15 protein-coding genes are annotated in these 13,808 nt (G+C 38.2%); 9 read left to right on the forward strand and 6 right to left on the reverse strand.

What is annotated here, in order from left to right:
• Positions 1-434 precede the first annotated feature (434 nt).
• From AC1Z3T_RS01310 to AC1Z3T_RS01335, 6 genes are all read right to left on the reverse strand, one after another.
• Entirely contained in the window at positions 435-767 is a 333-nt protein-coding gene (locus tag AC1Z3T_RS01310; protein WP_100885559.1) for a DMT family transporter, read from the reverse strand.
• A gap of 16 nt (positions 768-783) precedes the next feature.
• Entirely contained in the window at positions 784-1,671 is an 888-nt protein-coding gene (locus tag AC1Z3T_RS01315; RefSeq protein ID WP_100885558.1) for a hypothetical protein, read from the reverse strand.
• Positions 1,668-2,672 (reverse strand): isopenicillin N synthase family dioxygenase, encoded by a 1,005-nt coding sequence (locus tag AC1Z3T_RS01320; RefSeq protein WP_174761447.1) that lies wholly within the window; start codon positions 2,670-2,672, stop codon positions 1,668-1,670. The genes AC1Z3T_RS01315 and AC1Z3T_RS01320 overlap by 4 nt, the downstream gene beginning before the upstream one ends.
• A gap of 80 nt (positions 2,673-2,752) precedes the next feature.
• Positions 2,753-3,634, reverse strand: a complete 882-nt coding sequence (locus AC1Z3T_RS01325) for an ABC transporter ATP-binding protein (protein ID WP_009587090.1) — start codon at positions 3,632-3,634, stop codon at positions 2,753-2,755.
• Positions 3,634-4,578 (reverse strand): ABC transporter permease, encoded by a 945-nt coding sequence (locus AC1Z3T_RS01330; RefSeq protein WP_009587098.1) that lies wholly within the window; start codon positions 4,576-4,578, stop codon positions 3,634-3,636. The genes AC1Z3T_RS01325 and AC1Z3T_RS01330 overlap by 1 nt, the downstream gene beginning before the upstream one ends.
• Positions 4,579-5,342: 764 nt before the next feature.
• Positions 5,343-5,576, reverse strand: coding sequence for a hypothetical protein (locus AC1Z3T_RS01335; protein WP_004828949.1), 234 nt, complete (start codon positions 5,574-5,576; stop codon positions 5,343-5,345).
• 277 nt (positions 5,577-5,853) lie between these two features.
• Between AC1Z3T_RS01335 and AC1Z3T_RS01340 the strand changes: the two genes are divergently transcribed.
• From AC1Z3T_RS01340 to AC1Z3T_RS01380, 9 genes are all read left to right on the forward strand, one after another.
• Complete coding sequence (locus AC1Z3T_RS01340) at positions 5,854-6,465, forward strand: LexA family protein (RefSeq protein ID WP_042085885.1); 612 nt, start codon at positions 5,854-5,856, stop codon at positions 6,463-6,465.
• A 274-nt stretch (positions 6,466-6,739) separates the two neighbouring features.
• Positions 6,740-7,531, forward strand: coding sequence for a pyrimidine utilization protein D (rutD, locus tag AC1Z3T_RS01345; protein ID WP_100885555.1), 792 nt, complete (start codon positions 6,740-6,742; stop codon positions 7,529-7,531).
• A 5-nt stretch (positions 7,532-7,536) separates the two neighbouring features.
• A complete protein-coding gene (locus AC1Z3T_RS01350; protein WP_174762761.1) occupies positions 7,537-8,124 on the forward strand; it encodes a malonic semialdehyde reductase in 588 nt (195 codons plus the stop codon).
• 329 nt (positions 8,125-8,453) lie between these two features.
• Positions 8,454-9,569 carry a pyrimidine utilization protein A gene (gene rutA, locus AC1Z3T_RS01355; RefSeq protein WP_042085879.1) on the forward strand — a complete coding sequence of 372 codons (1,116 nt, stop codon included), beginning with the start codon at positions 8,454-8,456 and terminating at the stop codon, positions 9,567-9,569.
• A 5-nt stretch (positions 9,570-9,574) separates the two neighbouring features.
• Positions 9,575-10,345, forward strand: a complete 771-nt coding sequence (gene rutB, locus AC1Z3T_RS01360; protein WP_171066824.1) for a pyrimidine utilization protein B — start codon at positions 9,575-9,577, stop codon at positions 10,343-10,345.
• 87 nt (positions 10,346-10,432) lie between these two features.
• The gene (gene rutC, locus AC1Z3T_RS01365) at positions 10,433-10,816 is read left to right on the forward strand and encodes a pyrimidine utilization protein C (RefSeq protein WP_005032464.1); all 384 of its coding nucleotides are present in this window, start codon (positions 10,433-10,435) and stop codon (positions 10,814-10,816) included.
• A 94-nt stretch (positions 10,817-10,910) separates the two neighbouring features.
• Positions 10,911-11,477 (forward strand): NADH-dependent FMN reductase RutF, encoded by a 567-nt coding sequence (rutF, locus tag AC1Z3T_RS01370; RefSeq protein WP_100885554.1) that lies wholly within the window; start codon positions 10,911-10,913, stop codon positions 11,475-11,477.
• A gap of 24 nt (positions 11,478-11,501) precedes the next feature.
• Positions 11,502-12,860 (forward strand): pyrimidine utilization transport protein G, encoded by a 1,359-nt coding sequence (rutG, locus tag AC1Z3T_RS01375; protein WP_005032460.1) that lies wholly within the window; start codon positions 11,502-11,504, stop codon positions 12,858-12,860.
• A gap of 16 nt (positions 12,861-12,876) precedes the next feature.
• On the forward strand, positions 12,877-13,776 hold the full coding sequence (locus tag AC1Z3T_RS01380; RefSeq protein ID WP_100886308.1) for an NAD(P)-dependent oxidoreductase: 900 nt from the start codon (positions 12,877-12,879) through the stop codon (positions 13,774-13,776).
• Positions 13,777-13,808: the final 32 nt, after the last annotated feature.

Raw genomic sequence — 13,808 nt, forward strand, 5'->3', positions numbered from 1 at the left:
CAGTATTATCTTTTTAAATATAGTCAATCTGTTGAAAAATTCATACAGTAGAATATCATTTCTGTTGATCAATAAAATTAAAGCGATGAATATATTGTTCGATGATATAAGCCTTGCACTGCCACGCTTTAGCTCTAGAGTTTAAATTGTTTTGCGTAGGCGATACTTTACTTTTCAGAGATGAAAAGTAACAAAAATCTTCTGTTGAGCGAGGGGTACATCCTAATACCCCCGCTCAACATGGCGACATCCATGTCGCTTCGTGATAGCAAGAGTGTTTATGATTCAAAAGTACAAAATAAATGAATCATCCAAATCACTTGTATGAATAATCAGGCAGTTTGACTATATGAGTCCAAATTGACTAAAAAGGAATTAAAAAAAGAAGATTGAGGCAAATGAGTAAGCCTCAAAATTTCAGGCATAAACTTTACTTAAGTGAGTTCTGTGCTGTTTGAGAAAAGATGAATAATTAAAATTCCAATAATCATTAGTGAAAGTCCAAGAATAGCAGCGAAATCCAAGTGCTGTTTATAATAAAAAAAGCCAACCAAAGAAACCAAAATAATGCCAGCGCCTGACCACAAGGCATAGGTAATACCGACTGGAATGGTTTTCATGGTCAGGGATAAGAAATAAATCGCCACAGCATAGCCACATATCGTGATGATTGAAGGTAAGAGCTGACTAAATCCTTCTGAAGCTTTCATGGCAGAGGTCGCAATGACTTCTGCCACAATTGCAATAATTAAATAGATAAAAGACATGGTTAAAATATGCTTCCTAGACACTTATTTTTGCATGATGAAAAAGGTGGTTGTGTTCCTGATCAAACCAAGTAAGGCTGGCATTTGATGTTGCTGTCTGTGTGGAAAAACAAAAATCTTGCTCAAAAGTATCAATGGTGAAATATAACTGGCAACGTTGTCCTTGAATAAAGCGTTGCTGTACCAATGTGTTGTCATCCAACTGAGTAAAGTGATCAAGTTCCATGTGTGTGCCAACTTGCTCCGTCACAGTACTGAGATCAATCATTTGCTGTCCAAAACTAATCGATACTTCGTAATCTTGGATATCTTGAACAGTGAAATCTTGCTGAGCAAAGGCTTCGGTCAAAGATTTTTCCATTTCTAAACGTTGTTGGATCTCAGGATGGCGTGATCGTGCAAAGGCAATAAAATGATCACAAATAATTAAACCACCATCCGCAGGGTAGCTTGTATTTAAATCCATATTGTCAATTTTAAATAAACGTAAACCCAGAAAAAGCCCACGTTTGGCTTGCTGACGCCAGTCTTCAACATAAGCATGGCTCGGGGAAAATTCTAAAATGGCATTGCCAATCGCATAAAGTTTTGCTTGTTCAGGCCATTGAACATGATTTTGATAATTACTGGTGATTTGCCAAGAAAGTAGTTGCTGTTGCTCATCCCACAGTGTATTGCCAACCCAGCCTTGTCGCTCCAAAACGGGTGTTGTGTTTTGGCTTTTTAAACGTAAATCGATGGTGAATGATTTAGACTGAAACCAATAGACCAGGGTAGTTTCGTCAGTGAGCCCATTGGCAAAGCTAATACTTTTACGGCGAAAAGCACCCAACAAATACTCAGGGAGTAGGCATGTTGAAGTAGCAGATACTTTGAGTTGAGTACAGAGTGTTATGAGATTCATTGTGACTCCTCGTTTTGGTTTAAACCAAAGGAGTAAAGTGGTCTGGCATTTTCAAGTTGAATTTCACCACGTGCGACTTTATCTTTGAGATATTGAAATGTTTGCGCTGTTTGATTAAATAAATGCTCCCCACCTTTTAATGGCGCATAGTGAGCAGATTCAGGATTGATCAATGGCTGAATGATGTAGTCATAATCACATGAGAAAAAGAATGGAAAAGAATAACGTTCCTCAGCCACTTTCTTCACCCGATGTTTGGTGGCTAAATAACGTCCATTGGATAAAATCTCCATCATATCGCCAATGTTCATAATCAAGGTATTTTCAAGCAATGGTACATCTATCCATTGTCCAGCTTTATTGAGCACTTGTAAGCCAGGTGCGGTCGGGAGAAGTAAGGTAAAACATTCATAATCCGTATGCGCACCTATACCTTCTTTATCCTGAATATCCGCAATATATGGATAATGTATCAAGCGAAGTTGACTGGGCGCTTTTGAAATATGTGCATCAAAATAATGCTCATCCAAGTCCAATGCTAAGGCAAAACTTTGAAAAATTTGCTGCCCAATTTTTTTAATGTGTTGATAATAATTGGAAACATGCAATTTAAAGCTAGGATCACCAGGCCACTGAGTTGGACCTACCAGTGGGCGTCGATCTTCCAAACTGAGGTGATCATAATTCACATCATAAGCTTCTTTGAGGTCATAGGTATTTTCTACAAAACGTTCTTCCCCAATGGGCACATAGCCACTGTGATTCTCCGATAGACCAATATAATTCTGCATCTTTAAGGCTGTATCTTGGGCAAAATACTGTTGCGCCGTTTGATGGAGTTTTTCAAATAATTCAGGCTTAAATTGTTCACCTTTTAGATAAAGAAAACCAACATCTTTACAGGCTTGATCTAAAGCACGTGCGACTTTCAAGCGTTCATTACGATCAGCGCTACACAATAAAGAAATATCCAAAAGTGGTAAAACATAGCGATTTGTCATGAATATCACCAAAGTTGGTCGTCCAACAAAGAACTAAGCAATTTGGGTCGTCCCAAATGCGATAAGAAAGCGTTTATGGCTTATTTATCCGTACTGATTTGTGTCATACGTGGAATTTTCGGTAAATTTTGTAGTGCTGGATCAAGTTCATCTTCTTGAGCATGCACTAACTGATCAACGCGAGCTCTGAGTTGTTTGAATGCAGAGCTGTTGATTAAGTCTGTTGAACGTGGACGAGGTAAATCGACTTCAATGATCTCTTTGATTTCACCGGGGTTGGCTTTGAGTGCCACAATACGATCAGCCAACAATATGGCTTCATCCATATCATGGGTCACAAAAATAATCGTGATGTCTATGTTTTGCCATAAATCCATCAGATGTTTTTGCATCTTTTGGCGAGTATGCGGGTCTAATGCGCCAAAAGGTTCATCCATCAATAAAATTTTAGGTTCATTGACCAAAGCACGTGCAATAGCGACACGTTGTTTCATCCCACCTGATAACTGATGAGGATATTGATTTTCATATTTTTCTAAACCAATGATATTAATCCATTCACGTGCATGGGATTCAGCAGAGATTTGACTGATACCTTTCATTCGTGGGCCAAACATGACATTTTCTTTGACTGTTTTCCAAGGAAATAGCGTATAGCCTTGGAACACCATACCCCGTTCAGGACTAGGACCTGTAATACGCTCGCCATCGACCAAGACCTCGCCACTGTGATAAGGATCTAAACCCGCAATCACACGACTTAAGGTAGATTTCCCGCAACCAGAAGGACCAATCACACAAACAAATTCTCGTTTATGAATTTTTAAATCAAGCTGTTTTAACACCACTCGTTCAGACTTGCCATGTTTAAATACTTGGCTGAGTTGTTTGGTCTCTAAAATGACAGGACGTGCATAGATCTTTTGAAAATATTCATGTGAGTTAAAAGTTGAATCATTCATTATTTTGCTCCTATTTTCCATGCAAACATACGCTCACCCAACTTCATCAACACCCAATCACAAACTAAGCCGATCACCCCAATAATTAAGATTGCGGCATACACATTGTCAAAGTTTTGATAGCGCGCTTGTTGGGTGATAAACCAAGTGATACCAGAGGTTGTTCCGATCAATTCAGAGACGATTAAATAGGTCCATGCCCAACCCAGTAGCACTCTTAAATCGCGGTAGATATCAGGAAATGCGGCGGGAATAACGACATAAAACAGACTTTTCAATTTATTGGTTCCTAGGGTATAACCCGCTTCAACCAATCCTTGATCAACCATGCGTGTGGTGTTGGCGATAATCAAAATTTGCTGAAAAAGTGTACCAATGATAATGATTGCAATTTTCGGTGCATCATTAATTCCTAAAATCGCTACAGCCAAGGCACCGAATGCAGGTGCAGGCAAATAGCGAAAGAATTCAACAAAAGGTTCAGTGAGTAGAGATATTTTTTGTGAGAAGCCACAAAGAATTCCCAGTGGGATACCAACAATTGAGGAAATCAGGAAAGCAGAGAAAACAATTTTAATACTGTGCCATAAGCTTTGATGAAACCAAGGCGTATCAGGTTGTTCGGGTGGCGTGGTAAAAGCAGTTACCAATGCTTTAGCAACTTCATGTGGAGCTGGTAAGTAAATTGGATTGACCAAAACACCTTGTGGCGGTGCAGAATGGTGATCTACAGCATTTTGTGCCTCACTATAGAACACATTTTTATCGACACGGCTTCCGACTTGCAGATATGAAACACTTCCTGAATCGGTAATTTGCACTTGTGGATGCCAAATAAAAGGTAAATAACTAACAGCACACCAGAGACATATAGGGATCAGAAAAGAGCACAAGCTTAAGATCAGCTTGTTCTTTTGACCCATATCCTTTGCGACATAACCCATATTTGTCATCCTCATTCTTTGCTTGAGTATTACGATTATTAAAAAACGTAATATTGATTAAGCAAAATGAGTGCCATAAGGCAAAAGACATGAGATTGAAGTAAATAAAAAAGTAAGTGATGTGTTCAAACAGTTGAGAGGTTTGAAACATGATGCTTTTAAAAAGCATTTAAAATAAACAGATAATCAAATAGTGTTGAATGAAATTATTGAGAATAAAATATAGTCAAAACGTCTGATTATTCATACAAGTAATTTGGATGATTCATTTATTTTGTACGTTTTAATCATAAACAGTCTTGCTATCACAAGGCGACATGGATGTCGCTATGTTGAGCGGGGGTATTAGGATGTACCCCTCGCTCAACAGAAGATTTTTGTTACTTTTCATCTCTGAAAAGTAAAGTATCGCCTACGCAAAACAATTTAAACTCTAGAGCTAAAGCGTGGCAGTGCAAGGCTTATATCATCGAACAATATATTCATCGCTTTAATTTTATTGATCAAGAGAAATGATATTCTACTGTATGAATTTTTCAACAATTTGACTATAGATAGAGTATTTAAGAATAAAGAGGACAAGCGTTGTGCGCTTTGAGGGTGATGTTCATGAATTGAATTCACACTTGTTGTTAAAATTGAACCATAAAGAAGCCGTTCTATTCAATTGAATACAACGGCATTTTGATTGCACAAAAATATAGATCATGATTCACTAAAGTTGAACATCAAAGCATATTCAATTTAGGTGGATAAAATTTAATTTAAAATGGAAGCGGTTCTAATCCTTTGACGATATCGTTAAATTCAGAACCGTTCAGCCAAAATGATTTCTTTAAAAATAGTGTAGTCATGATACTTTCAGCATCATCACTGTTGGTGTTTTCACAGAACAAACCATATTGACTGCCAAGCACATTATTGTCTTCAATTAAACGAATATAGTACGCATGTTGTTCATCAGCATAACCAAGAATTGCATCACGTTGAGTAGCCATTTTTATGTCTCCACATAGAAAATCAATCAAATAAGTGCATAACGATGACCAGAGAACTTGTTCAAAGAAATCAATAAAATAACATTGAGCTTATATTGTAAATTATTGATTTATGATAAGTATATTGATTGTCTTTGACATCCTTGTTCAAAGAAATGTATCAAAACTGATCGATAGGGTTATTGTTATTCAAAAAAAACTTGCCGTCAACTTGAATTTGTAACTTTTTCAAGGTATATTGATTTTACTGGTTTTTATGTAGCATACAGGATAAAAAATGACTAAAAAAGTAGAATTTGAACATGGAGGTGCGAGAGCCAATGCTGGACGAAAAGCACAATTCAGTGAGCCTACCAAAGTAATCCGTGTGCCTGAATCCCAAGTTGATTTTATCAAAAATTGGTTACTGAAAAATTTCAGCAATGCACAGCTAAGTGATTTTAGCTCGACTATGCATATCCAAACAGTTCAAGCAAAAAACGATAAGATTTATCAAATTCCTTTAGCGACCGAACGAGTTGCAGCAGGTGTGCCGTTTTCTGTTCAGGACACGATTGAACAATCTTTGGATATGAATGAATATCTGATTCGAAATGAAAGTTCGACTTTTATTGTTAAAGCCAATTCTCTTTCAATGTTGGATGTGGGGATAGATATTGAAGATCCGTTGATCGTCGATCGCAGTATCACGGCAAAGTCTGGTGATATCGTGATTGCGCGTATTGACAATGATTTTACCGTGAAGCGCTTAATGATTGATAAGCATTTTGATCCACCTAAAGTTTGGTTAAAAGCAGAAAACCCTGAATTTAAGAATATTTATATTGAAGAAGGGCAAGAGTTTGAAATTTGGGGTGTCGTCACCTATAACTTAAAGCGTATGCGTTGATGAGCTTCTTTTTTAATTGTCTCTAATTACTCAAGCTAGCAACATTCGTGTTGCTTTTTTTGATCGAATTTTAAGTAAAGTGAATGCATTACATGAAAAAATGAGTTGATATATTCACTACACTAAAAACCTGCCTTTAGCTGAATTAGCTGTTTATAAACATGCTCGCTTCAAGCAAGCATGCTCAAAATTCATAAATACCAAAATTTAAAAAATATTAATTCGGCATATTTCTTGCTGTTGTTCGCTTAATTAATTTATCGAATGGTAAAAAATGAAAGAGAAGATTTTTCCTTGTAGCAACGGACAAGATGCCGAATTCGTCATTTTGTCTTCAGGTTTAGGTGGACATGCAACATTCTGGCAACCGCAGATTGAGCCGCTAACGCAATATTTTCATGTCTTGGTTTATGATCAAGAAGGCTGTCATGCAGATTCAGCCCATTTGCCTCAATACTATTCCATTCAAAATATGGCTGAACAAGCCCTCGCAATTTTGCAAAAGTATAAAATCGATAAATGTCACTTTATTGGGCATGCCTTAGGTGCAGTGATTGGAGCTGAACTGGCTGTGCTGGTACAAAATACTTCGATTTCTTTATTGAGTTTAACCATGATCAATGCTTGGGACACTTTGGATTCCCACACACAAAAATGTTTTCAAACTCGAATCGCTTTATTAAAAGATTCTGGGGCAGAAGCTTATGTGCGTGCACAGGTTTTATTTCTTTATCCCCCTGCTTTTATTTCAAAAAATCACCAAGAAATACAACAGATAGAGAATATAGGACTACAAGACTTTCCTCCATCGCACAATGTAATGGCACGATTGAAAGCACTGATGAAATTTGAAATTTTACCCATTCATCGAAAGGCTTTATTGAATACAGACTTGTATTACATTGCCAATAAAGATGATTTTCTGGTGCCTTATCAAAAAAGTCACGATCTTCAAGCAGCATTAGGGCATGGAGACTTAACCGTATTGGACTATGGTGCACATGCTTCAACAATCACTGACAGTAAAACACTCAATCATTTGTTGATTAAAAACTTAAAAGGATAAGCGCGATGATTAAGCAAGAAAATATAGATTTAGATCAATTGTTTCATCAAGCCAGAACACATAATGGCTGGTTAGATCAGCAAATCTCAACTGAACAAATTCACAAAATCTATGACTTGGTTAAAATGGGACCGACATCAGCCAATTGTTGTCCTGCACGATTTGTATTTTTAACGACGGCTGAGTCAAAAGCCCAGCTTAAACCTGCGTTGTCTACAGGTAATATTGAGAAAACCATGTCGGCGCCTTTGACCGTATTAGTCGCCACAGATCAAAAGTTCTATGATCAATTTGGTAAATTATTTCCCCATGCTGATGCGAAGTCTTGGTTTACGTCAAGCCCTGAACTGACACAAGAAACAGCGTTTCGTAATAGTTCAATGCAGGCTGCTTATTTGATTTTAGCTTGTCGGAGTTTAGGGCTAGATACGGGACCAATGTCTGGCTTTAATCCTCAAAAAGTAAATGATATTTTCTTTAAGAACACGGATTATCAAATTAATATGATCATTAATATTGGATATGGAGATCATACAAAAATATATTCAAGACTACCTAGGTTAGATTTTTTGGAAGCATGTAAAATATTATAAATAATATTTAAATAAGAAAGAATTAAATTAAACCGTATCTATTTTTGATGCGGTTTTTTATTTGATGTAAGCATTTAATTGAGAAGTTTTAGAAATGATCTAATTCGGCGCATTTTGCACCATTTTAGTTTATTAGTATTTGTGTAGAATAAATATATTTTTTACCAAAAGGTAAAATAAAAAATGAATATAAAAAATTAAATATAATAAACAATAGGATAAATTTAGTGGCACGCCCTATGCATTATTAAAAATATCAAAGCGTCTAAATTTGAGTTTATGACGAAGTAGTTTTGTTTAGAATATTTTTTATGCAGTGAGGTTTAAAGATGAAAATAGGTGTATTTTGTCCGATTGGAAACAATGGCTGGTTGCTTTCAGAAAATGCTCCGCAATATAAACCAACATTTGAGTTGAATAAACAGATTGTACAACGCGCTGAATATTATGGTTTTGATTTTGCACTTTCTATGATTAAACTCCGCGGTTTTGGCGGTAAAACTGAATTTTGGGATTATAACTTAGAAACTTTTACATTAATGGCAGGTCTTGCGGCTGTGACCAGTAAAATTAAAATTTTTGCTACGGCAGCAACGTTGGTGATGCCTCCAGCAATTGTGGCACGAATGGCTTCAACCATTGACTCAATTTCTAATGGACGATTCGGTTTAAACGTTGTTACGGGATGGCAACCACCTGAATATACACAAATGGGCATGTGGCCTGGAAATGATTATTTTGCCAAGCGTTATGATTATTTGTCGGAATATGTCGAAATTTTACGTGAGTTATGGGCAACAGGAAAATCAGATTTTAAAGGTGAGTTTTTCCAAATGGATGATTGCCAAGTCAAGCCAACACCGCAAGCGGACATGAAAATTATCTGTGCAGGGCAGTCTGAGACAGGTCTGGCGTTCTCTGCACAATATGCAGACTATAACTTTGTTTTTGGAAAAGGGCTAAATACACCAACTGCCTATGCTGAAATCAATGATCGCTTAAAAGTACATACAGATCGAACAGGGCGTGAGGTTCAAACTTATGTGCTGTTTATGGTGATAGCAGCTGAAACAGATCAAGAAGCAATGGATAAATGGAAAAATTACAACGCAGGCGCAGATGTAGAAGCAATTAACTGGCTGATGAATCAAGGGAGTAAAGATCAAACATCTGGTACAGATACCAATATTCGTCAAATGGCGTCTAGCGTATCGCCTGTCAATATCAATATGGGTACGATCGTAGGGGCGTATGACAATGTTGCCAAGATGCTGGATGAAATTGCTGAAATAGATGGGACGGAAGGGATTTTATTAACTTTTGATGATTTTGTACAAGGTATGGAGGATTTTGGTCAGCGTATTCAACCCTTGATGAAAAGTCGTGAAGCTGCTGTTGCAAGTTATCAAGAACCTAGCCAAACCATTTTGGAGAAAAGCGCATGAATATGATGGAAAAAAACCAAGCTCTATCGAACATTGTTTGTGCTGATTTTACCTCTCAAGCAGGTACGGGAAAACTTTTAAAGGCTGAACCTGAATCTATTCAACTGGCACCTGAGCATACAGCACTTATTGTGATTGATATGCAAAATGCTTATACCTCGCTCGGTGGTTATTTAGATCTGGCAGGCTTTGATGTTTCAAAAACTCAACCTGTGGTCGCAAATATAAAAAAAGCGGTTAATGCTGCACATACTGCGGGTATCCAAGTGATCTATTTTCAAAATGGTTGGGATGATCAATATCAAGAGGCAGGTGGTTTAGGTTCACCGAATTTTCATAAATCCAATGCATTAAAAACCATGCGTAAAAAACCAGAGTTGGCAGGCAAATTATTGGCAAAAGGTGGCTGGGATTTTGCATTAATCGATGAGTTAAAACCTAAAGCTCAAGATATTGTTATTGAAAAACCTCGTTATAGCGGCTTCTTTAATACTGCTTTAGATAGCATGTTACGTGCTCGTGGTATACGAAATCTGGTTTTTGTCGGCATCGCCACCAACGTTTGTGTCGAGTCAACCTTGAGGGATGGTTTCTTTTTGGAATATTTTGGCATCGCGCTAGAAGATGCTTGTTATCAGGCAGGTCCAGAAGAAGCTCAAGTCGCAGCTTTATATAACATTAAAACTTTTTTTGGATGGGTGTCAAATACCGCTGCATTTGTAGAAACTTTTCAATCACCTCAAGAAACTACAGTGGTTTTAAGTCAATCTGCCTAAGTATTTTTTAATGATTTATTCATTTTTGCCACCTGTTAATGATTCAGTTTATGGCGGAGATGGACTTTGTAAAATAAGGAATTTTAAATGTCTAAACAAGTTGTAATCCCAGCAGGAACTTCTAAACCACTCGCCCCTTATGTTCCTGCAACTAAAGCAGACAATATCGTTTATGTTTCAGGCACTTTGGCATTTGATGAAAATAATGATGTGGTTTATGTCGGCGATGCTGCGGGACAAACTCGGCATATTCTAGAAACCATCAAAAGAGTGATAGAAACAGCGGGTGGAACGATGGATGACGTCACGTTTAATTCAATCTTTGTCAGAGATTGGGCAGATTATGCTGCGGTGAATACAGTTTATGCTGAATATTTTCCTAATGATAAACCCGCACGCTACTGTGTTCAGGTGGGGTTAGTCAAACCCGATGCTCTCGTTGAAATTGCATCTGTTGCACATGTGGGATAAGCCTTCGTTCAATTTTATTAATCACCTGAATTTAATTTTTCAACGATATTTTTAACCCCTTTGAGCATTTGCGCATCGGGGTGGGAGAGCCATGATGCAAATGATCAAACCAACCAACACAGTCATAGGTGAAATAATTGAATTCACTCAAGCCAATGAAGCCAACGTTCATTTAGAAGTCGATCAAACCTTATTCAGACAGGGGATGTCTAATTTAGGTGCGGCAGTCAATGTAATCACCACTAAAGGCAAGGCAGGTCAAGCAGGTTTTACAGCTTCCGCAGTATGTAGTGTGACTGATACACCACCCACTTTATTGGTTTGTTTAAATCGATCTTCTTCTGTTTACAGCACATTTTCAGAAAATAAAGTTTTATGTGTCAACACATTAGGGTCAAATCAGGCAGATTTATCTAATTTATTTGGGGGAAAAACACCCATGCAAGAAAGATTTGCACAAGCCAACTGGAGTGAGCTGATCACTGGATCACCCGTGTTGGAGAGTGCATTGATTTCGTTTGATTGTGAAGTTGTTTCGAGTCAATCCGTAGGAAGCCATGATGTGCTGTTTTGCCAAGTCAAAGCAATAAGACACAATCCAGACTTAAATGCGCTTCTGTATTTTAAACGTAACTATTGTGAACCTCAAAACGTATGTTGATTTTTAAATATGGGGAATTAAAAAATGGCGACAAAAGAACCGTGGTTTGCTTCATTTAAACCTTATACAGGAAATTTAGACCAAACACCTGTGCAGATTGACGAGTATTTACCAGCAGGAAAAAGCATCGTACTGGGCTTACAACATGCTTTTGCAATGTTTGGTGCAACTGTTTTAGCACCTTTATTGATGGGTTTTGATCCGAACTTAACCATATTCATTACAGGGATTGGCACAATTTTATTTTTCCTCATGACTGGTGGAAGAATGCCGAGTTATCTCGGGTCGAGTTTTGCATTTATTGGTGCTGTAGCAGCAGCAACAGGTTACGCAGGTGTTGGAACAAATCCCAATATCGCAGTGGCTTTGGGAGGAACTATTGCCTGTGGTTTGGTTTACGCTGCCATCGGTTTAATCGTGATGAAAACAGGAACAGGTTGGATAGAAAAACTGATGCCTCCGATCGTTACTGGGGCAATTGTCATGATCATTGGACTAAACCTTGCACCAGTCACCATTAAAAGCGTTTCAGCCAATTCTTTTGATACTTGGATGGCAATTCTCACAATCGTGTGTATTAGTGTCATTGCTGTATTTACCCGAGGGATGATGCGTCGACTTTTGCTCTTACTGGGATTGGTCTGTGCTTATGTCCTGTATTTTATTCTTGCCAATGTCATGGGACTAGGCAAAGCCATTGATTTTGCCGTGATCAATAACGCTGCTTGGTTTGGATTACCACATTTTGTTGCACCGACATTTAATGCCAATGCGATGCTTTTGATAGCACCTGTTGCCATCATTCTCGTTGCGGAAAACTTAGGTCATTTTAAAGCGGTCTCTGCCATGACTGGGCGAAATTTATCGCCTTATATGGGGCGCGCATTTTTTGCTGATGGTGTTTGTACAACTTTATCAGCATCAGTCGGTGGCACAGGAATGACCACTTATGCTGAAAATATTGGCGTGATGGCGGTGACCAAGATTTACTCGACGACCGTATTTGTGATTGCTGGTATTTTTGCCATCTTATTGGGGTTATCACCTAAATTTGGTGCGGTCATCAGTACCATTCCAGTCGCTTTACTTGGCGGAGCGTCTATTGTGGTATTTGGTTTAATCACTGTGGCAGGCGCAAAAATTTGGATAGATAACAAAATTGATTTTACTAAAAATAGTACCCTTATCATTGCTGCTGTCAGTCTGATCATGGGGGCGGGGAATTTTAGCGTGCATATTGGCTCGTTTGATTTAGGCGGTATCGGTACAGCCACTTTGACTGCAATTATTCTAAATTTATTCCTCAACCGCGGCGAAAAGCCCTCTGGTGCAGTGCAGACGGAGTCTGATGAAAGTATCAAGTCATTTACGCATAGTGCTTAAAACGGAGATGAATGTGATGAGCAATAATACAAAAGACAGTGAGTTGCCCCATGTCGCATTCATTGGGCTTGGGGCAATGGGATGGCATATGGCTTCCCATCTGCCTAAGGTATGTAAAACAGTAAAAGTCTGGAATCGAAATTTTGAAAAAGCCCAACAACATGCGCAAAGCTTTGGAACAATTGCTGTAAATTTACAAGAAGCAGTACAGGCAGACATCATTTTTTCTTGTTTACCCACCAGCGCAGATATTGAAAACTTGATTGCAAGGGTCAGCTTAAAAGCTGGAAGTATTTGGGTGGATTGTACCAGTGGTATTCCCAGTTCAGCGTGTCGATTGGCAGAAAAGCTAAAAAAGTTAAATATTGATTATTTGGATGCACCTGTTTCAGGACAAACCATCGGAGCAGAAAATGGCACTCTGACCGTGATGTTGGCAGGTCATTATGATGCCTGTCTACGTGCAAAGCCATTTATTCAAGCCTTTGCTGATCTCATTGAATATGTGGGCGAAAGTGGTTCTGGTTTTGCAGTAAAAGCTGTTAACAATAGTTTAATGGCTGTGAATCTTTGGGCAGCCGCCGAAGGGCTAAGTATTTTAAAAGCCCAACAAGTGGATTTAGCAGCGGCGCTTAACTGTATCAATCATTCCAGTGGGCGAAGTGGTATGTCTGAAACCATCGTTGCACAGAGAATCTTGAATGGTGCATTTGATCGAAGCTTTGCTTTAAACCTGCTTCAAAAAGATATGGGGATTGCTATAGATTTAATGCGTCGTAGCCAGCTCGAACTTCAAGTATTGCAAACAACCCATGCTTGCTATGATCTGATTAAAACAACAGATGCAGCATCCATGGACTTTTCAGCAGCAATACAACGTTTGGAGCAAGACACAGGCTACAAATTACGGTTTTAATGACTTGGTTTTAAATATTTGAAATTTAAATA

The sequence above is a fragment of the Acinetobacter sp. B-6 genome, from assembly GCF_056930735.1.